Genomic DNA, 22,232 nt, shown 5'->3' with positions numbered 1-22,232 from the left:
AGAACCTCAGAGCGCGCCAGATTCCTATCTCTCACGGGTGTGGGGTGTCTTTCAGTAGGGGGTATCCGTGTAGAATAGTCAAGGTCTTAGAATTAGCTATAGCCAAAAGGAGAGCACGAATCCGTGGCTGAAGAACACGCATATGATGCCGGGTCAATTACGATCCTGGAGGGCCTCGAGGCCGTCCGTAAGCGCCCCGGCATGTACATTGGTTCGACCGGTTCGCGCGGCCTGCACCACCTCATTTGGGAGATCGTTGATAACTCCGTCGATGAGGCCATGGCCGGCTACGCCGATAAGGTTACCGTCAAGCTGCTGGAGGATGGCGGCGTCGAGGTCATCGATAATGGCCGTGGCATCCCGGTAGAAATGCACGCCTCTGGTGCGCCTACCGTCCAGGTGGTCATGACCCAGCTGCACGCCGGCGGTAAGTTCGATTCCGACTCCTACGCCGTTTCTGGCGGCCTGCACGGTGTCGGTATTTCCGTGGTGAACGCGCTTTCTACCCGCGTGGAGGCGGAGATCAAGCGCGACGGCAAGCACTGGTACCAAAACTTCCAGAACGCCATCCCGGACGAGCTCGTTGAGGGCGGCAATGCCCGCGGCACGGGCACCAAGATCCGCTTCTGGGCGGACCCGGAAGTTTTTGAAACTACCGAGTACGATTACGACACCATTGCCCGCCGCCTGCAGGAAATGGCCTTCCTGAATAAGGGCCTGAGCATTGAGCTCATTGATGAGCGCGTCACCGAAGAGCAGATCGAGCTGGAAGAAATCGCCGATGCAGAATCCGGCGAGACCAGCGCGGATGAAACCTCCTTTGATGATGCCCCGGACGCCGGCGATACCTTCAACGAAGAATCCGGCGAGGCGAAGGACGCTGCGGCAGAGAAGAAGCGCCGCAAGAAGGTCACCTTCCACTACCCGGATGGCTTGACCGACTACGTCAAGTACCTCAATAAGTCCAAGACCGCGATCCACCCGACCATCGTTTCCTTCGATGCGAAGGGCGAGGATCACGAGGTAGAGGTAGCGCTGCAGTGGAACCAGGGCTATAAGCAGTCCGTTCACACCTTTGCCAATACCATCAACACCCACGAGGGCGGCACGCACGAAGAGGGTTTCCGTGCGGCCCTAACCTCCCTGATGAACCGCTACGCCAAGGAGCATAAGCTCCTCAAGGAAAAGGACGGCAACCTCTCCGGCGATGACTGCCGCGAAGGCTTGGCGGCCGTTATTTCCGTCAAGGTGGGCGATCCGCAGTTCGAGGGCCAGACCAAGACCAAGCTGGGCAATTCCGAGATCAAGGGCTTTGTCCAGCGCGCGGTCAACGAGCACGTCAATGACTGGTTCGATGCCAACCCGGCTGAGGCGAAGGCCATTATTAATAAGGCTGTGTCCTCCGCGCATGCTCGCATGGCTGCCCGCAAGGCTCGCGAGATGGTGCGCCGCAAGTCCGCCACCGACCTCGGCGGCCTGCCGGGCAAGCTCGCAGACTGCCGCTCGAAGGATCCGAAGATTTCCGAGCTCTACATCGTGGAGGGTGACTCCGCAGGTGGCTCCGCTAAGGGCGGCCGCGATTCCAAGTTCCAGGCCATCCTGCCACTGCGCGGCAAGATCCTGAACGTGGAGAAGGCCCGCATGGATAAGGTCCTCAAGAATGCTGAGGTCCAGGCGATTATTACCGCGCTGGGTACCGGCATCCACGAGGAATTCGATATCAAGAAGCTGCGCTACGACAAGATCGTGCTCATGGCCGATGCCGACGTCGACGGCCAGCACATTGCTACGCTGCTTCTGACCTTGCTCTTCCGCTTCATGCCGCAGCTGGTTGAGGATGGCCACGTGTTCCTAGCTAACCCGCCGCTGTACAAGCTCAAGTGGTCTAAGGGTACTCCGGGCTATGCGTTTTCCGACGCCGAGCGCGATAAGCTGCTGGCCGAGGGCCTGGAGCAAAACCGCAAGATCAACAAAGATGACGGCATCCAGCGCTACAAGGGTCTGGGCGAGATGAACGCCTCCGAGCTGTGGGAGACCACGCTCGACCCGAGCACCCGCATCCTGCGCCGTGTGGACTTGGAAGACGCGCAGCGCGCCGATGAGCTCTTCTCCATCCTCATGGGTGACGATGTCTCGGCCCGCCGCTCCTTCATTACCCGCCGCGCGAAGGACGTCCGCTTCCTGGATATCTAAAGCGCAGCACAAAGCCCACCGTGGAATTCCCGCGGTGGGCTTTAATTGTGGCGTCGAAAAGCGCGAGGCCTAGGCCTGGGAGCTGCGCTGGTCTGCTATCGCGAATCCCAAAGACGCTAGGCACATGGCCAAGATGACGCCGAAGCCGGCGATGATGGAAAGCGGCCAGTCCGCGCTTGTGCCGTGCAAGGTGGCAAAAACGATGGCCGTAATAACGGCAAGCCCAATGGCCGTACCGATGCGCTGGCCGGTTTGGAGGACGGCGCCGGACGATCCGGCGTAGGCCTGTGGAACATGCGCCAAGGTGAGCGTTTGGTTGGGGGAGATGACCGAGCCTTGGCCGCCGCCAACTAAGGCCAGCGAAAGGACCATCCACCATTCGCTGGCTCCCCACTGCTCGGTGGCCCAGATAAGCGCAATGGTGGCAATGAGGCCGGAGATGGTCACGAGCATGCCCAGCACCACCACCTTGCGGCCGTGGACGGATACGGATCGGCCGGCCAGTGTGGCAGATATGGAGCTCAATAAGGCAGCCGGAATGCCTACGGAGCCGGCGGCGAGGGCAGAATGGCCGAGCCCGCTTTGGAAGTAGAGCGCGACAAGCACCCAAATGCTGGTAATACCCATAAACCACAAGGTGGCGATGATGGTGCCATTGCGAAAACTCGGGGTGGCGAAGATAGTGAGATCCACCATCGGCGGATGGCCGGTGGCCTTGTGGCGGCGCTCCCATAGCACCCATCCCACAAGGAGGACGGCGCCCAACAATAGGAGCCACCACACGGCTGGTGATGCGGACGATTCCATGAAGGGGAAGAGGATGGCCCATACGGCAGCGCCGAGGATCAGCGCGCCGATGGGATCCAGGGTGGCGAGGGCCTTGAAGAGGCCCAATTTATTGCCGGCGTCATCGCGTACGCGAGAGAACAGCGGCCGGGGAAACCACAGCAATCCTAAGATGATGGCAATAAGGCCGACGGGGAAATTGACCAGCATGGTCAACCGCCAGCCTAGGTCCGCGCCGCCGAGGCGGATGAGTAGGCCGCCCAGTACCGGTCCGATAGCCACAGCGATGCCCACCGTGGAGCCAAAGTAGCCGAAGGCGCGGGCGCGTTCCGGACCGCGGAAGTACTGCTGGATCATTCCCACGCCCTGCGGATTGAGCAGCCCAGCGCCTATGCCTTGGATAAAGCGGGCGGCGTTGAGTGCCTCCGCGTTGGGGGCAAAGCCGGCGACGGCGGCGCTGAGGGAATAGATAGCAATGCCTGCTAGAAAGATGCCGCCGCGGCCGACGAGATCTCCGGCACGGCCGGCCGCCACGAGGATGACACCAAAGGTGAGCGCATAGCCGGAGAGCACCCATTGCACATCGGACTCAGAGGCTCCCAGGCCCGATTGAATAGAGGGCAGGGCTACGTTCACGATGGACACGCTCAGCAGGGACATGAAGAGCGCCGTAAGCAAAACGATAAGGACCCGCCAGCGGGCGGGATCTTGGCCGGCGGGGTACTCGGTCTGGTTAGCTGCGGAAGTAGTCACTTCCACACTTATACTCTGCGGTTTGTTCTAGGTTCAACCGCGCGGAAACTACATGTGTTTTTGCAGCACGCGGCCGAAATCCGGTACCGCAGGGGTGAGGAATTTCGAGGCCTTACCGCGCAAGGAGTTATAAGGCTTAGACAGCGCGGGGGAGTTAATCTGCTCGGCGTGCTTATCGGCCACCGACATGATGGAATCGCTCACCTGGGTGCTGCGGGGCTCGAGGAAGGAACCGAAATCCTGCTCGGAGCTGCGTGCAAACTCTTGCCAGTGCGGATCTAAAGCGTCGAGGATATCCGGTAGCACGCGGCCTAGGGCCTTGGTGATGATGGCGGGGTCTACCTTCTTCGCGGCGGCGACGGCGCCCTTGAGCGCCATGCCGGTAATGCCCGATTGCTTGGCGACGACCCCCTCAACCAGCTCGCCGCAATCGTTAATCACCGCAGTGCGCTGCGGACCTGACATAAGTTCAGAAAGATGTGCCATGCTGCACCACCTTACGCGAGTTAGGCGGGCTGGCCCGGCAGGCCAGGGAGGTTGGCCTGAATGGCAGCAATCTGATCAGCAATCTGGCCCAGGCCGGCATCGCGTGCAGCCTTCTCCAGATCCACGTTAGGGGAGTACAGCGCCACGGCGCTGGCCAGCGCGGCGACGCCAGCGGCCGCTGCGGTGATGATCAGGGTGAGATCCAGCTGGGAAGAACCGGTAGAGGAACTACCGGCCTCGCCTGGCTGAAAGGCCGGATTTACGTTGTCCTGCCAGGAATCGGCATCAGCGGCGGTGGCGGTAGGAGCAGTGACGGCGGTGGCAGCTAGCGCCACGGCGGTCAGGCTCGAGGCGGCGATCTTTTTGAAGTGGGACATGGTGGTAGTTCCTTTCTTGGGTCACTATCCCCAGTAACTTAGGTAACTTCTTTAACACTAAGGTAGACGCGCGCGCTGAACTTTGCGAACTCTGCGTTATACCCGCTCAGCGCCGGCACGCGGGCTAATACCTCTGCCATGGCGCGGGCAGCATCGCGGTGGTTGTCATGAATGGCTATTCCCTCCACCTTGGCGGTGCTGGCAGCTGCCGCGGCCGCTAGGGCGGCGAAGCTGGTGATGCGGACGTTAAAGCGAGCGCAAAACTCGCGGGCCAAGAGGTAGAGCTGTTCAGTAGTCATGCTCGCCTAGGACTGTGCGGGCCGGGCACGGCGGATTTCCGCCTCCAGCTCAGCGCGGCCGGGGAGGAGGGTGCGGGCGGTGGATTGCACGTGGGCGTCGGCAAGCGTGCGGGCTGCCGCCGCAACGATGGCGCGTACCACCGCCTCGTGCTTGGAGGTGCCCTGCGCGGAGGCCAGTAGCGTCAGCGCGTGATCCTGTTCGTCCGTAAGTCGCAATGTCATCGCCATGCCCCAAGTGATACCATGGTGATACCACCCGTGCGGCAATTCGAGTCCTGAAAAGCGCTAGAGGGTAGAATTTGGGGCTATGAGTGACAATAACGACGATCTTTTTGATCGCATATTTCCCATTGACATTAATGAGGAGATGGAGTCGAGCTACATCGACTACGCCATGTCCGTCATCGTCGGCCGCGCCCTGCCGGAGGTGCGCGATGGCCTGAAGCCGGTGCACCGCCGCATCCTCTACGCGATGTTCGATTCCGGTTACCGCCCGGAGCGCGGCTACGTGAAGTCCGCCCGCCCGGTCTCGGACACCATGGGTCAGTTCCACCCGCACGGTGACTCCGCCATCTATGACACCTTGGTGCGTCTGGCCCAGTCCTGGAACATGCGCTATCCGCTGGTGGATGGCCAGGGTAACTTCGGTTCCCGCGGCAACGACGGCCCGGCAGCAATGCGTTATACGGAGTGTAAGCTCACCCCGTTGGCCATGGAGATGGTGCGCGATATCCGCGAGAACACCGTGGACTTCTCGCCCAACTATGATGGCAAGACCAGCGAGCCAGACGTCCTGCCGTCCCGCGTTCCGAACCTGCTCATGAACGGCTCTGGCGGCATTGCCGTGGGTATGGCCACCAATATTCCGCCGCATAACCTCAACGAGCTGGCCGAGGCCATCTACTGGATGCTGGATAACCCAGACGCCGATGAAGAGGCTGCGCTGGAAGCCTGCATGGAACGCGTCAAGGGCCCGGATTTCCCCACCGCCGGCCTCATTGTGGGCGATCAGGGCATCAAGGATGCCTACACCACCGGCCGCGGCTCCATCCGCATGCGCGGTGTGACCTCCATCGAGGAGTCTGGCTCCCGTCAGACCATCGTCATTACCGAGCTGCCGTTCCAGGTCAACCCGGATAACCTCATCTCCAATATCGCGGAGTCCGTGGCCAGCGGCAAGATTGCGGGCATTTCCAAGATCGAGGATGAGTCCTCCGACCGCGTGGGCATGCGCATCGTGGTCACCCTGAAGCGCGACGCCGTGGCTCGCGTGGTGCTCAATAACCTCTACAAGCACTCCCAGCTGCAGACCTCCTTCGGCGCCAACATGCTCTCCATTGTTGACGGCGTGCCGCGCACCCTCCGCCTGGATCAAATGCTGCGCTACTACGTGGAGCACCAGATCGAGGTCATCGTTCGCCGTACCCAGTACCGCTTGAACGAGGCCGAGAAGCGCGCCCACATCTTGCGCGGCTTGGTCAAGGCCCTGGACATGCTCGATGAGGTCATCGCCCTTATCCGCCGTTCTCCCACCGTGGACGAGGCGCGCGAAGGCTTGAAGGAGCTTCTCGACGTCGACGATATCCAGGCCGATGCCATCCTGGCCATGCAGCTGCGCAAGCTGGCTGCTCTGGAGCGCCAGAAGATTATCGACGAGTTGGCCGAGATCGAGCGCGAGATCGCTGATCTGAAGGACATCCTCGCCCGCGAGGAGCGTCAGCGCCAGATTGTCCACGATGAGCTGGCAGAGATCGTCGATAAGTATGGCGATGAACGCCGCACCGAAATCATCCCGGCAACCGGCGATGTCACCGATGAGGATCTCATTGCCCGCGAGAACGTCGTGGTCACCATTACCTCTACTGGCTACGCTAAGCGCACCAAGGTGGATTCCTATAAGGCACAGAAGCGTGGCGGCAAGGGCGTGCGCGGCGCTGAGCTCAAGCAGGACGATATTGTGAAGAACTTCTTCGTCTGCTCCACGCACGACTGGATCTTGTTCTTTACCAACTTCGGCCGCGTCTACCGTCTTAAGGCCTATGAGCTGCCCGAGGGCGGTCGCGCCGCACGCGGCCAGCACGTGGCTAACCTGTTGGAATTCCAGCCGGAAGAAAAGATCGCACAGGTCATCCAGATTCAGTCCTACGAGGACGCTCCTTACTTGGTCCTCGCCACCCAGCAGGGCCGCGTGAAGAAGTCCCGCCTGACCGATTACGAGTCCGCGCGTTCCGCTGGCCTTATCGCCATCAACCTCAACGAGGGCGATGCGCTCATCGGCGCACAGCTCGTCTCCGAGGGCGATGACATCCTGCTTACCTCCGAGCAGGGCCAAGCTATCCGCTTTACTGCCGACGACGACCAGCTGCGCCCCATGGGCCGCGCTACCGCCGGTGTGAAGGGCATGCGCTTCCGCGGCGATGATCAGCTGCTATCCATGTCCGTGGTCCACGATGGCGAGTTCCTTTTGGTCGCCACCTCTGGCGGCTATGGCAAGCGCACCGCCATCGAGGAATACACCCCGCAGGGCCGCGGTGGCTTGGGCGTTATGACCTTCAAGTACACCCCGAAGCGCGGCAAGCTCATCGGTGCCATCTCCGTCGATGAGGATGACGAGATCTTCGCCATCACCTCCGCCGGCGGCGTCATCCGCACCGAGGTGGACCAGATTCGTCCGTCCTCCCGTGCGACCATGGGCGTGCGCTTGGTGAACTTGGCTGACGATGTCGAACTGCTTGCCATCGACCGCAACGTCGAAGAAGATGGTGAGGAAGACGCTCAGGCTGTAGCCAAGGGCGAAAAGACCGTGGATGAGGTCCAGCAGGAGCACAAGGCTGGCGATGCTTCCAAGGATGAGGAGTAATTAATGGCACGACGAGACGTAACGATTACGCGAATCTCGCCTATCTCGGCGTTCCGTGTCGGTCTGGCCCTGTCATTCGTCGGACTGATCGCCTGGATGCTGGCCGTATGCCTGCTCTACATCGGCCTGAACCAGGTGGGCATTTGGGAATCGCTCAATAGCCTCGTCGGCGGCGTCGGCGGCGGATTCGAGGTCACCTTCGGTGTCGTCATCTCCGCCTCCGCGCTCATCGGCGTTATTTTCGCCGTTCTCCTTACATTGCTGGCGCCTCTGATGGCGGTTATTTATAACGCCATCGTGGACGTCTTTGGCGGCCTGCGAGTCGACCTAGACAACCGCTAGCGCCTCTCTCGCCATAGCGGATGCCGGCACCTTCGGGTGCCGGCATTTTCCTTTCTTCAGCAGGAATCTTTCTCCTTTGTTTGATGGCGTAAAATGCTCATTGAGCAGGCGATTTGTATAAATCCGGGGATAGTATGTAGAGTTAATTCTCGTTCCGCACAAGGGCCTATAGCTCAGTCGGTTAGAGCGCATCGCTGATAACGATGAGGTCGCTGGTTCGATTCCAGCTAGGCCCACCACGGAACAATGGGGCATTAGCTCAATTGGTAGAGCATCTGCTTTGCAAGCAGAAGGTCAGGAGTTCGATTCTCCTATGCTCCACAGCATGAAGTCCGGCTTCCTCTTCGGAGGGGCCGGACATTTTTTATTTCCGCGGTCGTTCCCAAGCGCTCTGAGAAGTGACACAATGACGAGCACTCTACTCGGATCACCATTTTCGTCCATATAGACCAGCAAAACCGTCGACGAAAACCGAGTTTTGGATGGACGATATCGTTGAAGACAACGCTAAGCCAGTCTCGAAAAGGGGGGTGTTCCTATATAGGTTGTCAACTCCGTGGGTGGGCTTGTTGGGGGTGTGAAGGGTTTCTGCTTCGTCTCGTAGATGTTGTTTTGGGTACCTTGAGGAGCCGGTTGGGCTTGCTGTGCAATCGGCTTGGATGGGGGTCTGTTGGCTTTAGGCTGCTGCAGCCTCCTGAGCTGTAGAGATGTCTCGGTAGTGCTCGCCGTTTCGCATCATGGAGAAGAGAGCGTTGAGGCGTCGGCGTGCGAGTGCGACGACTGCGGTGTTGTGTCTTTTGCCTTCTTTGCGTTTTCGTTCATAGAATTGCCGGGAACGCTCGTGGAATCTGATCGATGCAAAAGACGATTGCCATAGGGCGTTCTTTAATTTTTGTTGAGCGATCGTCTGCCCCCATGTCTTGGGCGACTGCGACGGTTAATCGGCTGATGTTGTTGGGCTGATCGACAATGACAAGGACTGAGGTGTTGTCGGCGAGGAATTGGCCGAAGAGCTTGCGGAGCGAGCCTTTATGCTGATTGATGCGTTTGGACAGGACTTGCCTGCCTTGGGGATCGAGGACGCAGGCGTGGTGGAAGTATTTGCCGACGTCTACGCCAATGACGAAGTCATAGGCCATGGGTGTGTTCCTCCTAGCGATGAATTAGAAGTTGGACTATTTGAGCTTCATCGCTGGGGGTGGTCGGACATACTTAGTACTGGCATCTACATTACTGTGAGACCTCATACCACCTGGGCTGGGTCAGGTTCCTATTGAGCTGTTTGAGTATGTCACTGTCTTCGGCGGCATCACCCCCGGATCATTTTCAGACAGGGGCGGGAATAAGCCATACCGAAGCCAGCGACTAGTTCTACTGTCCTTTCAGACGGAGGGAACGGAAATAAACATAACCCGCCCAATCGGGTGGACAGGCTATGAATCTTCGGTGCCCTGAGGTGGAACTGCTAACAACGAAATGGGGGGGAGCGGGGGCAAAGTCAATAATTCGAGTCTGGCATAAGTAGATAAGGATTGCCTAACCTAATACTGTTTCAAGTTATGTTCCCGATCGGGAATCGGCAACGGAAGCGAGGCGGCGACGATGAACAGAAAACGTGGATTGACCAGAGAACCCCTCTCCGGAGGGGGAGTCGGGGACGCGGGCCCGGACGGGACGGGCGACGGCGACGCCGTGGCATCGCAGACGGACGATGGGCGGTTGGTACACGTCGCACCGGTCGCAGCGGGTGGCCGACCATCCACCCGCGATATGCTCGGCGGCGCCATCGTCGAAGTGCGGCGCAACCCGGTGTCGTCGCAAAGCGGAATCGGCTACGAATGCCCGGACATCGACGTCGTACGCGAGGTGTGCCCCTCGATCCTCGGATATTCCTACCACGTCGCCTTCGATGCTCTCCCCGATGAGTCGGTGGAGAAGATCCGCACGTCGAGACTGTACGCGATGCCCGTCGTCTCCGGTCTGCTCGCCCGTCTCGGGGCGGCCGTGACGTCGCGGAAGGCGCGGGCGAAGGGCACTCCGCAACCCGCCGAGCTGGTCGTCGCACTGTCCTCCGCCGGCGCGGGCGATGCGGGGTCGGCGGCCGAGACAACCGTCGTCCGGGCGACTGGCCCGGGTTCCTACAAAATGACCGCGGCCATTGCCGCCGCCACCGTTGCGTCGGTCGCGGGGAAGCCGGTCGCGCCGGGGTGCCGGGATCTCGTCGGCCACCCCCGGCTCCTCGAACCGGTCCTCGCCTTCGCCCGCGATGCGGGCATCCATATCGAAACGCCGCATGACAACCCGACCACGGGGCCACTGCCGGCAGCGGCCCAATGCGACACTAAAGAAAAGGAGAAACGATGACGGATCAAGCTGAACGGGGTGCGGCGATCGTCGTCCGCGACCTCACGAAGAGCTACCCGATTGCGGGCAAAGCCGGCACCGCGCCCGAAGGCGGGGCAGGTGCTCCGCCGGACGGCGGGCGCAAGGGAAAGCGCGGCGCCCGGATGCGCAAGCATGTGCTCGACGGCGTGAGTTTCACCGTGCCCGCCGGGTCGATCGTGTCGTTCCTCGGCCACAACGGCGCAGGCAAGACCACCCTCATCCGAATCCTGTCGACGCTCATCACCGCAGACTCCGGCGAGGTGAGCATCTTCTCGCGCGATGTGAAAGAGGATCCGGCGGGCGTGCGCGCCGACATTGCCACCACCGGCCAATTCGCGGCGATCGACGAGAACCTCACCGGCCGGGAGAACCTGGAGTTCTTCGGGCGTCTGCGCGGACTCGACCGCGCCGACGCGGCCGCCCGCGCGACGGAACTGCTCGCGCAATTCTCGCTCGCGGACAGTGCCTCGACGTTGGCGTCGGCCTATTCGGGTGGTATGCGGCGCCGCCTCGACATCGCCGCGTCGCTGTGCGTCGTGCCCAGGTTGCTGTTCCTCGACGAACCCACGACGGGGCTGGACCCGGTCAGCCGCGAAGAGTTGTGGGGCTTCATCCGGCAACTGCGGGACGACGGAATGACCCTGGTGCTGACCACCCAGTACCTGGAAGAGGCGGAGGCGCTGGCAGACCACGTCCATCTGCTCAAGGACCGCCGCATCGTCGCCAGCGGAACGCCGGAGGAATTGCGTCGCGACTTCGGGTCGCACGTGCTCCGCGTGTCCTTCGCCACCGCCGCCGGGGCGGAGGCATTCGCCCGCTGCCTAAGGGGAGCGTGTCTGGACCGCGCCCGCGTCGCGGGGAAGATGGTGTCCCTCGACGTCGACCCCGGACCGCAGGTCCTCGAGGCGGTGGCGCGGGCGATGGAGGCCTCGGAAGCGTTGCCGGATTCGCTGAGCGTGTCGCCGCCCACCCTTAACGAGGTGTTCATATCGATGAACGCGGGGGGTGCGGCGCGATGAGTGCGACGTCGGTCGCGGCGTTCCTCCGTCGGGATCTGCTGCTGTTGCGACGCAACACCGCGTCGCTGATCTCCATGTTCGTCGTTCCTCCCCTCTTCCTGCTGTGCCTGTACGCGGTGTTTGGGTACTCAGCAGGGCAATCCGGCTTCGGGTACCTGCGTTTCGTGCTCGGCGGCTGCCTGTTCCAGGCGGCGATGTTCACCGCCGCGGCGTCGGCGATGGCGGTGGGACAGGACGTCGAATCCGGGCTCGTCGACCGTGTGCGCGTGTTGCCCGGGGCCACGGGCGGCTATGTCGCCGGCAGGCTCGCCACCGATGTGCTGCGGATGTCCGCGTCGATCGCGGCGCTGCTGATCGTCGCGTGGGCCTGTGGCCTCGACATGGCTCTCGGTGACGTCGCGTGGACAGTCCTGTGGTCACTGCTCGCTGCCGCGGTCCTGTCCCTGGTCACGGACGGGGTGATCCTGATGGTGCCCGCTCCGGTGTCGACGGCCTCATCGATCCAGGCGCTGGAAATGCTGCTGCTCATGTTCTCCACCGCGTTCATTCCGACGACCGCTGTGGACGGCTCCCTGCGCGACATCGTGCGCCACATGCCTTTTTCGCCGGTGATCGAGGTGATCAGGGCGGCGTCCCCGGGCGCCTTCCCGAATCACGCCGGGGAAGAGGCCGCCCTGTGGCTCGGTGTCGCGACGGTCGTCGGAATCGTCCTGTTCATCCGCCTGTTCACCTCGAGGAGCGAATCATGATCGACGCCATTTTCGTGCATCTGCGGCGCATCGTCCACACTTGGCTGCGGCGCCCTGACTTCTGGTTCATGACGTTCATTGCTCCGCTCGTGTACCTGTTCATCGTCAACCGCATGTTCGGTAGCCTGGTCAGGCAGCTCACCGGAGAGTTCGAACTCCGGAACGCGGTCATCCTTGTCGTAACGGCGTGGGCGTTCATCTTGGCCATCACGGGATCGTCCACCGTGTTCGTTGAACGCAGCAATGGCCTCCACGAGCGGTTGATCACAATGCCGGCACCGTACGCGGCCGTGCCGACCGCACGGATAATCGCCGAGTTCATCCGGATCATGGCGATGACGATCGTCGTCGCGGCGGTGGCCGCCTTGCTTTCCGACGGCCCCCTGGAGGTGTCCTGGTGGTGGAGGATCACGGTGACCGGCGCGATGGTTGCCGCGGCGGCCGCATGCACCGGCACGTACATCGCGTTCTCCATCACCAGCCCCCAGGGATCCGTGGCCCTTATCCCGTTGATAATCGTTGCGATGTTCGTCAACACGGTGCTCATGCCCGCCGACCACTTCCGTCCCCTCCTGCGCGGAATCGCCGGGCACACCCCCGTATCCGCGGCCGGCGAGGCCGTCAACGGTACCGGGGCTGCGGGTCTGGTGGTCTGCGCGGCCTGGTTCTTTGGTATCGCCGTGCTCGCGGCGTGGGGCATCGCCGTGAAAACGAGGCCGGGGGAGTCTGCATGACGGCCCGCGAATCCGAGCATCTAACCCGAAACCGCCGCGTGGACGCGGCCCACACACCCGGAGACAGAACCAGATGAAGTCGATCGCCCAGATCGTCCAGAACAACCGCAGGCTCCTCGCGGCCTACGAGGACAAGGTCCAGCCGAGGTTCCTAAGCCGCTATGCGCGCGAACCGATGGACGCCGCCGCCGTGTACCGGAAGCTCCGTGCGCTGGATCCCGGGCCGGATGCGCCGGCCCGGGTCCTCGACCTCGGTTGCGGAACCGGGTGGCTCGCCCGCACGCTCGCCGCTGAGTCTCGCTATCGCAGGGCGAACATCGTCGGCTACGACCTGTCGCCCAATGCGATCCGCATCGCCCGCGAACGCGCCGCCGCCGACGGGCTCGGGGCCCGGACGGAATTCCACGTTGCCGACATCCTCACGCCGCTCGCGGGAGAGCCCGGCGGGGCCTGTGAAATCTGGGTGTGTGGCGCGCTCCACCAAATGAAGGATGCGGGAGCCGCGCTCGGCAGGGTCTCCGGGCTGCTCGCCGACGGCGGCATCGCTTACGTGCAGACGTTCGTCGAGGATCCCGACGTGAACGAGCGGGTCGACATGGCCGTCATGGCGAAGATGGGCCACCGGGTGTTCCGGGGCAGCGAGCTCGAGGACCTCGCCGAAGCCAACGGGCTGAAGCTGGACGGAGCCTCACGCGCCGGCATGGTGTATTTCTGCACTCTCGCGAAGAAAAGCGCGATCGGGGAGGCGGGGAAGTGAGCGCCGTGGACGGGACCGTCGGCCCGTGGTCGCTGCTCGCCCCGATCCGGACCCGGATGCGTGCGGTGGTCGCGTTGTCCGTCCTGTCGTCGGTGGCTACCGTCGCTTCGCTGGTCGGCATCATCGACATCGCGATGACGTACCCGGAGGCCCCGGTGCATCGGACGTGGTTGGCCGTGGTTGTCATCGTCGTCGCCGCGACGGTGCGAATGGCTGCGGACGGCGCCGCCGGCATGCTCTCGCACCGGGCGGATAACGACCTGCAGCTCCACCTCCGGCGCCGGTTGGTTGCCCATATCCGGAAGCTGCCGCTGGGTTGGCTGGACGCCCGGCGCTCGTCGGGGATCATCGGGTCGGTTGAGAAGGACGTCGCGGCTGTCCACCAGCTCATGGGCCACACCGTCGGCGAGACCGTGGTGGCGGTGCTGGTTCCCCTGCTTTCCCTCATCGCGCTCGTCGCGGTCGATTGGCGGATCGCGGCGGTGGCGGTCGTCCCGGTGCTGGTCACCTTCGCCCTGATGGGCGTGATGATTTCGCGCGGAGCCGGTCTTCAGCGCGACTACGAGCGAGCCTCTGAAAAAGTGACGGCTGCGGTCATCGAGTTGGTGCGCGGCATCCCGGTGATGAAGTCCTTCGGACGCGCCAGCCAGGGCGCGGGCCGCTACGATGCCGCGGCGTCGTCGTTCGTCCGCGCGTGGTCCGCCTGGTCCCGGCAGTCGAACATCTATCTCGGGCTCATCGACGTGGTGACGTCCCCGATCACGGTCCTCGCAGTGGTGTGCGGCGCCGGCCTCGCTTTGAGGGACACCGCGGGCGGCAAACCGGAGGGTCTCGTCGCCGGGCTGGTTCTCGGCCTTGGACTCTCCGCGGCGATCGTGAGGGTGGCTATGAACTCCGAACCCATCATCGCGGGGATCGCCGCCCTGAAGTCCATCGCGGAGGTGCTGGGCACGCCGCCGATCACCGAGTCCGCCGAGCCGGTGCCCGTGCACGGAGGCGCGCTCGAGGTCCGGAACCTGGTCTTCTCCTACGGGGATGGGCCGCGGGTCCTCGACGGGATGTCCGCGACGTTCGAATCGGGGGCCCTCACGGCGCTGGTGGGACCCTCCGGTTCCGGAAAGTCCACCGTCGCCCGGCTGTTGGCGCGTTTCCACGACCCTGTCGAAGGCTCGGTGCTGCTGGGCGGCGACGATCTTCGCGACATCGCCGTGCGCGACGTGCACCGTTCGGTGTCGGTGGTGTTCCAGGATCCGCAGTTGCTCACGCTGCCCTTGCGGGAGAACATCCGGCTGGCCAGGAGAGACGCCACCGACGGCGAAATCATGGCGGCCGCGAAGCTCGCGAACCTCGATACGGTCATCGCGGCGCTGCCGAAGGGCCTGGATTCGGTGGTCAACGTCGACGTAACCTTTTCCGGTGGTGAGGCGCAGCGCGTGGCCATCGCGAGGTCGATTGTCACGGACGCGCCGGTGCTCATCTTCGACGAGGCAACCGCTTACGCGGATCCGGCTTCCGAGGCCCTCATTCAGTCCGCAATCGAGCGTTTGGCTCGTTCGCGGACGGTGATCGTGATTGCGCACAGATTGAGCACGATCCGCAACGCTGACCGCATCCTCGTTCTCGATGGGGGAGCGGTCGCGGAGGCGGGCACCCACGACGAGTTGCTTGCGCGCGGTGGCCGCTACCGGGATCTGTGGCGCGCGTTCGCCCTCGACGACGAACCATCCGCCCCGCGGGGCACTGAAGCAGACGATGAAAAGGCAGGGAACCGATGATCCGGGACTTGTGGTCGATGACGGATCGGCACTCGAAGATGACGCTGGCGTGGCTCATTGCGTTGGCCGCGCTTGCCGCGCTGGCACAGGGAGCGGCGTTCGTCGCGCTGCTGCCGCTGCTGTCGGCTCTGGCCGAGGGAGATGATGCGACGGCGTGGCGTTTCACCGGCGTCATCGCCGGCCTCGCGGCCGCCCATGTGGTGCTGTCCCTCGCCGCGGGGACGGTCGGCAGGGCGAATTCCGCAGCGGTGCTGTCGTCCCTGCTGCGTTCCCTGGGCGAACGCGTGCTGACGTTGCCACTCGGGTACGTCACCAAGTCCACGGCCGGCCGCTTTTCGGAGATGGCGTCTTCGGGCATGGCGTTCGCGGCGTCCGTGCCGCACGTGATCCTGCGGCCCGTCATCGCCGCTGTGGTTACGCCGACCGTCATCGCTCTCGGAATTCTGGCGATGGATTGGCGCGTCGGGTTGGTTCTCGTCGCGTCGGCGCCGGTGCTCTTCTTCGCCTACCGGGCCATTGGCCGGGTCGGCGGGGAGTCGGACGAAGCGCATGCTGACGCCGTCGCTGCCGTCTCCGGCAGGCTGATCGAGTTCACCCGCGGCCAGCAGGTGATTCGCGCCGCGGGCGACGGTTCGGCGGCGGACGCGATGGTGGATGAGGCGATCCAGGCCCAACACGATGCGTTCGCGAAGGCGACGTCGACGCAAGGCGCGGCCATCGGACGGTTGGGCTCGGTCGTCCATGCGGTGTTCACGGCGGCGGTGGTCGTCGCCGTGGCGGTCGCCGCGACGGGCGGGATGTCACCGGCGCATTTGGCGCCGATGCTCATTGTGGTCGTCCAGTTCACCGGACCGATCACCACGGCGGGAGCGTTGTCCGGCGGTTTCGGCGCGGGCCGCAACACGTTGGCTGCGCTGCGTGAGCTGCGGGCGATCCCCGTCCTTCCCGAGCCTGCCGCACCGGAGCTGCCCGACGGGCATGACGTGGAGTTCCGCGGCGTGAGCTTCGGGTACGGGGAGAAGAAGGTCCTCGACGGCGTCAGCTTCCGTGCGCCTCAGGGAGCGCTGGTCGCCATAGTGGGACCTTCGGGGGCGGGCAAGACGACGGTCATGCGGCTGCTGTCGCGGTTTCATGATCCGGACTCGGGGGAGATCCTCATTGGCGGGGTGCCCTTGCCTCGGATCGGCACCGACGGCGTGAACTCGCTGGTGACCCCGGTGTTCCAGGAGACGTTCCTCTTCGACGCGTCCGTGCGGGACAACGTGGTCTTCGCCGACCCCGGATTCGGTTCCGGGCCCGGCGACGGAGACCGCTTGCGCGAGGCCGCCCGGCGATCCGGGGTGGACCGCATCGTGGAGCTGCTGCCTTCCGGGTGGGATAACCCGGTGGGGGAGGAGGGGACGCTGCTGTCGGGAGGCGAGCGGCAGCGCGTCGCCATCGCCCGGGCGCTTCTGAAGGATTCCCCGGTGGTGCTTTTCGACGAGCCGACGTCCTCGCTGGATGCGACCACTGAGCGGGCGATTGTTGGCACGATGGAAGCGTTGCGCGGCGATCGCACCGTGATCGTCGTCGCCCATCGCCTGCACACCGTCCGCGATGCCGACCTCATCGTCGTGCTTTCGGAGGACGGGACGGTCGCAGAACGGGGCACGCACGATGAATTGCTGGCGAAGGGCGGCCGCTACGCCGAGTCGTGGACGTGCCGGACGGGAGGCTCCCCGGGCGCCTGATCCTCTCGTCCGTCGAGGACCATCGCTCCGGTCCGGTACCGGTGCAGTGGTCCCGCCACGCCGTCCCGGTCAGCGGGTCCTCGACGATGCCCTGGGCGACAGGGTCGTAATTGAAGCCGTAGTGCTCGGTGCGGTGGGCGGGGCACACGTCTTGGACGGTGATGTTGGTGACGCCGGGTTCCCGCACGAAGGAGTTTTAGTGGGGGAGCACGGCATTGTCGTGCCGCGGGCCCAGGAAGGTGTACCGCACGCCCGGTCGAGTGATGTCGCCGATGGTCAGCTCATTCAGCAGCATGGAACCGGAGATTCTGCTGTTCCCAGGCAAGCGCGTTCGTTTTGCCGGCGTTTCGGGAGTATCCGTGGCGCATCTCGGGGTGGACGTCAAAGCGATCGGCTGCGCTGTGCGCCCGGGGCCCGTGGTTCGAGGCACCGGTACCGATGAGCTGTTCGACGACCCGGTCCCCGCCCAGCTCCCGGATGTAGTGGTGGGGCAGGGGTCCGCTGCCCTGCGAATACCCGACGAGGTTGACCGCCGGGGCTCCGGTCGCGGCCAGCACCCGGTCGACGACGGAATCCAGTGTTTTCGAGCTGTGGCGGATGTCGCCGCTGAACACGGCCCATTCGACGGGGTGTCCATCGACGACGAGCGGGTTGTCGGTGAACGTGTAGGCGCAGAGCCCGGCCCGGGCGAGGCGGGACGCGAGGCCCGCCCATTTCGCGTAGGCGTCCTCCCGGGTCCCGGGAATGAGGATGACGGGCAATTCACCGTCCCGGGGCGGTACCGGAAGTCGTTGGCGCCGGGGGGCACCAGACCGGGCTTGGCCATGGACAGGGCCCGGGCGGCCGCGGGTGAGGTTTGCCGGCGGCCGGGCCACCGGTCGGGAAACCGCCGTCCGACAGCGACGAGGGGATTCTCGTTACCTCGTCGGGGGTGTTCCTATATAGGTTGTCAACTCCGTGGGTGGGCTTGTTGGGGGTGTGAAGGGTTTCTGCTTCGTCTCGTAGATGTTGTTTTGGGTACCTTGAGGAGCCGGTTGGGCTTGCTGTGCAATCGGCTTGGATGGGGGTCTGTTGGCTTTAGGCTGCTGCAGCCTCCTGAGCTGTAGAGATGTCTCGGTAGTGCTCGCCGTTTCGCATCATGGAGAAGAGAGCGTTGAGGCGTCGGCGTGCGAGTGCGACGACTGCGGTGTTGTGTCTTTTGCCTTCTTTGCGTTTTCGTTCATAGAATTGCCGGGAACGCTCGTGGAATCTGATCGATGCAAAAGACGATTGCCATAGGGCGTTCTTTAATTTTTGTTGCCAGCGCGGTTGGGTGAATTCGGCATAATGGACGTTCCTGATTGATTTGTCCGTGGTGATAGGCCTGTATAGGACGCTAGGTGCGCTGCATCGGGGAGGTCGGACATATCGCCAACAGTCATGAGGATCTGTGCTGCGCTACGTGGGCCGATGCCGGGCATGGATAAAAGAATCTCGGTTTGAGGAATGTCTTGAATGAGCTTGAGTACCTGTGCTTCTATTTCCTTGCGATGTGCTAGTTTGGCCAGTGCGTCTTTGGCGGACATTGCTACGCTAAGTTCGGGGTATTCTGCGCCGGCAATGGACACGGTCTGTGTGTGGATGGCAGCAAGCATGGCATGGATGACAGGCTCGGGATTGCGCGCTTTGTGACTGCGCGCAAAGGCTGCTAGGCGTGTTTTACCGATGCGTCGAATCTTGGTGGGGCCGCCGTATTTTGCAAGTAGGTGGAGGATCCATTTTCGGTGAATCATCTGTCCGCGCAGGACATGGTCGAAGGCAGGATTGGTTCCCACGAGCGCGGATCGCATCTGGTTAATTAGGCGTGTGTAGGCTCGGGCGAGGTCTTCGTCGATACCGTTGAGAACTTTCAGCTGGATAAAGACTTTCTCAACGCGGTCGACGTTGCGCAGGGCGTCTGGAAGGTTAAGACCGGCATGGGCGATGACGTAGGCGTCGCGTACATCGGTCTTTGAGTTGCCGACGTGGATGCGAGAGAGCTGTCGCATCGCAAGCCCTGGTAGATAGCGATCGTCTGCCCCCATGTCTTGGGCGACTGCGACGGTTAATCGGCTGATGTTGTTGGGCTGATCGACAATGACAAGGACTGAGGTGTTGTCGGCGAGGAATTGGCCGAAGAGCTTGCGGAGCGAGCCTTTATGCTGATTGATGCGTTTGGACAGGACTTGCCTGCCTTGGGGATCGAGGACGCAGGCGTGGTGGAAGTATTTGCCGACGTCTACGCCAATGACGAAGTCATAGGCCATGGGTGTGTTCCTCCTAGCGATGAATTAGAAGTTGGACTATTTGAGCTTCATCGCTGGGGGTGGTCGGACATACTTAGTACTGGCATCTACATTACTGTGAGACCTCATACCACCTGGGCTGGGTCAGGTTCCTATTGAGCTGTTTGAGTATGTCACTGTCTTCGGCGGCATCACCCCCGGATCATTTTCAGACAGGGGCGGGAATAAGCCATACCGAAGCCAGCGACTAGTTCTACTGTCCTTTCAGACGGAGGGAACGGAAATAAACATAACCCGCCCAATCGGGTGGACAGGCTATGAATCTTCGGTGCCCTGAGGTGGAACTGCTAACAACGAAATGGGGGGCGATGTTGGACGGGAGCGGCATCTACAAGGTTGCGCGGCAGCGCGCCGAAGAGATGCTCGGTTCGCAGGTGCTGCATCCTTTTGGTCCCGACTGGGACGTATTTAAAGTACGCGGCAAAATTTTCTTGCTGTTGACAGCGGTGACCGGTCAACAGCAAATGATCATTAAGGCCGAGCCGGAAGACTGCCAAGCGCTACAGCAGCAGTATCCATTCATTGCGCCGGGCTACCACATGAATAAGCGACATTGGGTTTCCGTCTACCCACACGCAGAACTGCACCAACAGCTGCTAGAGGAGTTGGTGACAGATTCCTATCGTTTGGTGGTGGAGAAGCTGCCGAGAGGGCAGCGGCCGATCGATCCGTCCTCTGGGCACTAAAGCCTTGGGGTTTAGGACAGTGACGAGTCACTTTAGAATTAAAGCCAAATTGATACAATAAATCCCATGACTGAGCGCGATGACTACTGGCTAAATGATGAAGAACTGGCATCATTTATGTCTCTAATGAGCGTAAATATTCGCTTGACCAATATTTTGGATGCTCAGCTGCGCGATGACGCAGGTTTGAGCTTTTTTGAATACACAGTGCTCTCGCGGCTTTCTGAAGCAGAGAATCGCGAAATGCGTATGCGTGATTTGGCGATTACCGCCAATGGTTCTTTGTCGCGTTTGAGTCAGGTCGTTACGCGCCTAGAAAAGCAGGGGTGGGTCGTGCGCCAGCCGTGCCCGACTGACGGCCGCACCACCATGGCACAGCTGACGGATAGCGGCTGGGACAAGGTAGTTGAGACTGCGCCAGGGCACGCTAAGCAGGCGCGCAATTCCGTGATGGATAGCCTCACCCGTACGCAGATTCGCCAGATGCTGCAGATTAATCAGCGGATCATTAAGGCCATCGAGAATGATGAGCGCTACGGCGGGCGCTATTAGCTAGCGGAACTAGGAGGGCTATTTCTTGGGATAGCCGCGGCGGCCCGAGACGGTTTTATCGAAGGGGATCCAAAACCGTAGGGCCGCTTCCTTGTTTTTGGAGATACCGATACGCGGTCCGCACACCCATTCTGGTTCGGTGGTTCGCTCGACAATCTGTATTGGTTGGTGGTTGTCTTCGAGCGTGAAGCCGAGGGCCTTGCCGAGGTTTCCCGGTCCGCGGGCGAGGTTATGAAAATCAGAGGTGCCACGGCGGGCGAAGGCGGTGTCGGCGCCCTCGATGATTTCACCGCCACGCAGCAGACAGCCCTGGCCAGTGCCTTCAGGGGCACAGACGATATTGACGTTGCGGTGGATGCCATAAGAAATATAGACGTAGAACCTGCCCGGCGGACCGAACATGGCCGCATTGCGCGGGGTCTTGCCGTTAAATGTGTGTGCCGCGGAGTCCTCGGCGCCGAGGTAAGCCTCGACCTCAGTGAGGCGGATGCTCACCCCGGCATGGGTGAGGGTGCAGCCGAGGAGTTGGGGAGCGACGGCGTCGGCAGTCAGGGCAAAATCAATCATTAACCACGAGCATAGTAGCGCTTACCTGGCACAGGGGTGCGCAGGAGGCGATCCAGGCTCACTGGCTCGAGGCCTTTGGCGCGTAGGCCATCGATGACGCAATCGGCGGCGTCCACGGTGGTGGGGTGGATATCGTGCATCAAGACGATGGAACCGGCGCGGGCACCCTGCACGGCCGAGGAACAGACGTGCTCAGAGTTGCGGTCTTTCCAATCCACGGTGTCGACGTCCCAGAGCGCCTGGGAGACGTCTTTATCGCGGGTTACCTGATCCACGGTGGCGTTGGTAGCGCCGTAGGGCGGGCGTACCCAGCGCGTGCTCTGGCCGGTGGCCTTCTTAATAGCGGCGTTGCCGGCGTCGATTTCCTGGGATACCTGCGCAGGCGACAGCGTGTTGAGTTGGCGGTGGCTCTTGGTGTGGTTGCCAATGGTGTGGCCCTCGGCCTTCATGCGTTTGAGGAGCTCGGGGTGCTGCTCAGCACTGGGGGCGAGAACCATGAAGCTTGCGTGCGCGTTCTTGGCCTTGAGTTTGTCCAGCAGGCGGTTAGTCTCGGCACCTGGGCCGTCGTCGTAGGTGATAGCTACGCAATTGGCGCAGTCGACGCCGCCATTGTTGCGCGGCTGCGGCTTCTTCGCTGGGGTAGGTGCCTTTGGCTTAGGAGCCTTGTGCGGGAAAGCCTTGGAGGAGATGTCCTCGACCTGTGCGCGGGCGTCCTCGATGCGGTGGTTAATTTCGTCTTGGATATTCGAGCTGGAGGACGCAGGCAGCTGTGGAATCTGCGGCAACTGTGCATTAGCGGCCGCCGGAACGGCAGCGGCGACGAGCACGGTGAGGGCGGAGGTGAGAATGCGACGCATA

General features: G+C 62.4%; 21 protein-coding genes, 2 tRNA genes and 2 pseudogenes. 14 read left to right on the top strand and 11 right to left on the bottom strand.

Translation table 11 applies throughout. From position 1 onward, the window contains the following. Positions 1-123 precede the first annotated feature (123 nt). Positions 124-2,193 (top strand): DNA topoisomerase (ATP-hydrolyzing) subunit B, encoded by a 2,070-nt coding sequence (gyrB, locus tag ACKFRY_RS02715; RefSeq protein WP_150850216.1) that lies wholly within the window; start codon positions 124-126, stop codon positions 2,191-2,193. A 69-nt stretch (positions 2,194-2,262) separates the two neighbouring features. Here the strand turns inward: gyrB and ACKFRY_RS02710 are convergent, their stop codons facing one another. From ACKFRY_RS02710 to ACKFRY_RS02690, 5 genes are read right to left on the bottom strand one after another with little or no spacing between them, the layout of a single operon-like run. After that, positions 2,263-3,738 carry an MFS transporter gene (locus tag ACKFRY_RS02710; RefSeq protein ID WP_408923144.1) on the bottom strand — a complete coding sequence of 492 codons (1,476 nt, stop codon included), beginning with the start codon at positions 3,736-3,738 and terminating at the stop codon, positions 2,263-2,265. 42 nt (positions 3,739-3,780) lie between these two features. Beyond that, positions 3,781-4,218: a DUF6918 family protein gene (locus tag ACKFRY_RS02705; RefSeq protein WP_150850214.1), complete on the bottom strand. Its 438-nt coding sequence runs from the start codon at positions 4,216-4,218 to the stop codon at positions 3,781-3,783. A gap of 20 nt (positions 4,219-4,238) precedes the next feature. Continuing rightward, the gene (locus tag ACKFRY_RS02700) at positions 4,239-4,595 is read right to left on the bottom strand and encodes a hypothetical protein (RefSeq protein ID WP_239283037.1); all 357 of its coding nucleotides are present in this window, start codon (positions 4,593-4,595) and stop codon (positions 4,239-4,241) included. Positions 4,596-4,633: 38 nt separating this feature from the next. Then, positions 4,634-4,894, bottom strand: coding sequence for a cell filamentation protein Fic (locus tag ACKFRY_RS02695; protein ID WP_408923143.1), 261 nt, complete (start codon positions 4,892-4,894; stop codon positions 4,634-4,636). Between the two features lie 6 nt (positions 4,895-4,900). Beyond that, positions 4,901-5,122, bottom strand: coding sequence for a CopG family transcriptional regulator (locus tag ACKFRY_RS02690; RefSeq protein ID WP_250409439.1), 222 nt, complete (start codon positions 5,120-5,122; stop codon positions 4,901-4,903). 79 nt (positions 5,123-5,201) lie between these two features. On the opposite strand from ACKFRY_RS02690, the gene gyrA reads away from it, so the two are divergent. The 4 genes from gyrA to ACKFRY_RS02670 all read left to right on the top strand — a co-directional run bounded on the left by gyrA (position 5,202) and on the right by ACKFRY_RS02670 (position 8,417). Continuing rightward, entirely contained in the window at positions 5,202-7,754 is a 2,553-nt protein-coding gene (gyrA, locus tag ACKFRY_RS02685) for a DNA gyrase subunit A (RefSeq protein ID WP_005326873.1), read from the top strand. 3 nt (positions 7,755-7,757) lie between these two features. Beyond that, positions 7,758-8,096 carry a DUF3566 domain-containing protein gene (locus ACKFRY_RS02680; RefSeq protein ID WP_408923142.1) on the top strand — a complete coding sequence of 113 codons (339 nt, stop codon included), beginning with the start codon at positions 7,758-7,760 and terminating at the stop codon, positions 8,094-8,096. Positions 8,097-8,258: 162 nt separating this feature from the next. Continuing rightward, a tRNA-Ile gene (locus ACKFRY_RS02675) sits at positions 8,259-8,335 on the top strand. 9 nt (positions 8,336-8,344) lie between these two features. Further along, a tRNA-Ala gene (locus ACKFRY_RS02670) sits at positions 8,345-8,417 on the top strand. A 355-nt stretch (positions 8,418-8,772) separates the two neighbouring features. Here ACKFRY_RS02670 and ACKFRY_RS02665 read toward each other — a convergent pair. Together ACKFRY_RS02665 and ACKFRY_RS02660 are read right to left on the bottom strand one after the other, a co-directional pair. Beyond that, positions 8,773-8,991, bottom strand: a pseudogene (locus ACKFRY_RS02665) (IS110 family transposase); the annotation flags it as partial. After that, positions 8,915-9,235, bottom strand: coding sequence for a transposase (locus tag ACKFRY_RS02660; protein WP_408923141.1), 321 nt, complete (start codon positions 9,233-9,235; stop codon positions 8,915-8,917). The gene ACKFRY_RS02660 and the pseudogene ACKFRY_RS02665, both read right to left, overlap by 77 nt. 553 nt (positions 9,236-9,788) lie before the next feature. Between ACKFRY_RS02660 and ACKFRY_RS02655 the strand changes: the two genes are divergently transcribed. From ACKFRY_RS02655 to ACKFRY_RS02625, 7 genes are all read left to right on the top strand, one after another. Further along, positions 9,789-10,460 carry a hypothetical protein gene (locus ACKFRY_RS02655; RefSeq protein ID WP_284788909.1) on the top strand — a complete coding sequence of 224 codons (672 nt, stop codon included), beginning with the start codon at positions 9,789-9,791 and terminating at the stop codon, positions 10,458-10,460. Beyond that, positions 10,457-11,500, top strand: coding sequence for an ATP-binding cassette domain-containing protein (locus tag ACKFRY_RS02650; protein WP_086589202.1), 1,044 nt, complete (start codon positions 10,457-10,459; stop codon positions 11,498-11,500). The genes ACKFRY_RS02655 and ACKFRY_RS02650 overlap by 4 nt, the downstream gene beginning before the upstream one ends. Beyond that, a complete protein-coding gene (locus ACKFRY_RS02645) occupies positions 11,497-12,249 on the top strand; it encodes an ABC transporter permease (protein ID WP_005325973.1) in 753 nt (250 codons plus the stop codon). Before ACKFRY_RS02650 ends, ACKFRY_RS02645 begins: the two co-directional genes overlap by 4 nt. Further along, on the top strand, positions 12,246-12,983 hold the full coding sequence (locus ACKFRY_RS02640; RefSeq protein ID WP_005325972.1) for an ABC transporter permease: 738 nt from the start codon (positions 12,246-12,248) through the stop codon (positions 12,981-12,983). Before ACKFRY_RS02645 ends, ACKFRY_RS02640 begins: the two co-directional genes overlap by 4 nt. Positions 12,984-13,056: 73 nt before the next feature. Further along, positions 13,057-13,740, top strand: coding sequence for a trans-aconitate 2-methyltransferase (locus ACKFRY_RS02635; RefSeq protein ID WP_034668635.1), 684 nt, complete (start codon positions 13,057-13,059; stop codon positions 13,738-13,740). Beyond that, the gene (locus ACKFRY_RS02630; protein ID WP_238801895.1) at positions 13,737-15,515 is read left to right on the top strand and encodes an ABC transporter ATP-binding protein; all 1,779 of its coding nucleotides are present in this window, start codon (positions 13,737-13,739) and stop codon (positions 15,513-15,515) included. Before ACKFRY_RS02635 ends, ACKFRY_RS02630 begins: the two co-directional genes overlap by 4 nt. Further along, entirely contained in the window at positions 15,512-17,245 is a 1,734-nt protein-coding gene (locus ACKFRY_RS02625; RefSeq protein ID WP_408923140.1) for an ABC transporter ATP-binding protein, read from the top strand. Before ACKFRY_RS02630 ends, ACKFRY_RS02625 begins: the two co-directional genes overlap by 4 nt. Before the next feature lie 281 nt (positions 17,246-17,526). On the opposite strand, the gene ACKFRY_RS02620 is transcribed toward ACKFRY_RS02625, so the two are convergent. Next, on the bottom strand, positions 17,527-18,006 hold the full coding sequence (locus tag ACKFRY_RS02620) for an esterase/lipase family protein (RefSeq protein WP_408923139.1): 480 nt from the start codon (positions 18,004-18,006) through the stop codon (positions 17,527-17,529). Positions 18,007-18,322: 316 nt separating this feature from the next. After that, positions 18,323-19,530: pseudogene (locus ACKFRY_RS02615) on the bottom strand (IS110 family transposase). A 347-nt stretch (positions 19,531-19,877) separates the two neighbouring features. On the opposite strand from ACKFRY_RS02615, the gene ACKFRY_RS02610 reads away from it, so the two are divergent. Together ACKFRY_RS02610 and ACKFRY_RS02605 are read left to right on the top strand one after the other, a co-directional pair. After that, positions 19,878-20,255, top strand: a complete 378-nt coding sequence (locus ACKFRY_RS02610) for an MmcQ/YjbR family DNA-binding protein (RefSeq protein WP_408923138.1) — start codon at positions 19,878-19,880, stop codon at positions 20,253-20,255. Positions 20,256-20,321: 66 nt separating this feature from the next. After that, positions 20,322-20,807 (top strand): MarR family winged helix-turn-helix transcriptional regulator, encoded by a 486-nt coding sequence (locus ACKFRY_RS02605; protein ID WP_408923137.1) that lies wholly within the window; start codon positions 20,322-20,324, stop codon positions 20,805-20,807. 18 nt (positions 20,808-20,825) lie between these two features. Here the strand turns inward: ACKFRY_RS02605 and ACKFRY_RS02600 are convergent, their stop codons facing one another. Beyond that, positions 20,826-21,374: a DNA-3-methyladenine glycosylase gene (locus tag ACKFRY_RS02600; RefSeq protein WP_284811928.1), complete on the bottom strand. Its 549-nt coding sequence runs from the start codon at positions 21,372-21,374 to the stop codon at positions 20,826-20,828. Next, positions 21,374-22,231, bottom strand: coding sequence for a polysaccharide deacetylase family protein (locus ACKFRY_RS02595; RefSeq protein WP_408923136.1), 858 nt, complete (start codon positions 22,229-22,231; stop codon positions 21,374-21,376). The genes ACKFRY_RS02600 and ACKFRY_RS02595 overlap by 1 nt, the downstream gene beginning before the upstream one ends. Position 22,232: the final 1 nt, after the last annotated feature.

It is taken from the genome of Corynebacterium tuberculostearicum (assembly GCF_046097255.1).
GTDB classification, from domain to species: Bacteria; Actinomycetota; Actinomycetes; order Mycobacteriales; family Mycobacteriaceae; genus Corynebacterium; species Corynebacterium tuberculostearicum_J.
This window is presented reverse-complemented; position numbering and strand designations above follow the sequence as displayed.

Excerpts from the sequence above, each read along its gene's own strand:
- ACKFRY_RS02705 (WP_150850214.1), bottom strand. The coding sequence starts at position 4,218 with ATGGCACATCTTTCTGAACTTATGTCAGGTCCGCAGCGCACTGCGGTG.
- ACKFRY_RS02700 (WP_239283037.1), bottom strand. The coding sequence starts at position 4,595 with ATGTCCCACTTCAAAAAGATCGCCGCCTCGAGCCTGACCGCCGTGGCG.
- ACKFRY_RS02695 (WP_408923143.1), bottom strand. The coding sequence starts at position 4,894 with ATGACTACTGAACAGCTCTACCTCTTGGCCCGCGAGTTTTGCGCTCGC.
- ACKFRY_RS02690 (WP_250409439.1), bottom strand. The coding sequence starts at position 5,122 with ATGGCGATGACATTGCGACTTACGGACGAACAGGATCACGCGCTGACG.
- gyrA (WP_005326873.1), top strand. The coding sequence starts at position 5,202 with ATGAGTGACAATAACGACGATCTTTTTGATCGCATATTTCCCATTGAC.
- ACKFRY_RS02680 (WP_408923142.1), top strand. The coding sequence starts at position 7,758 with ATGGCACGACGAGACGTAACGATTACGCGAATCTCGCCTATCTCGGCG.
- ACKFRY_RS02660 (WP_408923141.1), bottom strand. The coding sequence starts at position 9,235 with ATGGCCTATGACTTCGTCATTGGCGTAGACGTCGGCAAATACTTCCAC.
- ACKFRY_RS02650 (WP_086589202.1), top strand. The coding sequence starts at position 10,457 with ATGACGGATCAAGCTGAACGGGGTGCGGCGATCGTCGTCCGCGACCTC.
- ACKFRY_RS02645 (WP_005325973.1), top strand. The coding sequence starts at position 11,497 with ATGAGTGCGACGTCGGTCGCGGCGTTCCTCCGTCGGGATCTGCTGCTG.
- ACKFRY_RS02640 (WP_005325972.1), top strand. The coding sequence starts at position 12,246 with ATGATCGACGCCATTTTCGTGCATCTGCGGCGCATCGTCCACACTTGG.
- ACKFRY_RS02635 (WP_034668635.1), top strand. The coding sequence starts at position 13,057 with ATGAAGTCGATCGCCCAGATCGTCCAGAACAACCGCAGGCTCCTCGCG.
- ACKFRY_RS02625 (WP_408923140.1), top strand. The coding sequence starts at position 15,512 with ATGATCCGGGACTTGTGGTCGATGACGGATCGGCACTCGAAGATGACG.
- ACKFRY_RS02610 (WP_408923138.1), top strand. The coding sequence starts at position 19,878 with ATGTTGGACGGGAGCGGCATCTACAAGGTTGCGCGGCAGCGCGCCGAA.
- ACKFRY_RS02605 (WP_408923137.1), top strand. The coding sequence starts at position 20,322 with ATGACTGAGCGCGATGACTACTGGCTAAATGATGAAGAACTGGCATCA.
- ACKFRY_RS02600 (WP_284811928.1), bottom strand. The coding sequence starts at position 21,374 with ATGATTGATTTTGCCCTGACTGCCGACGCCGTCGCTCCCCAACTCCTC.
- ACKFRY_RS02595 (WP_408923136.1), bottom strand. The coding sequence starts at position 22,231 with ATGCGTCGCATTCTCACCTCCGCCCTCACCGTGCTCGTCGCCGCTGCC.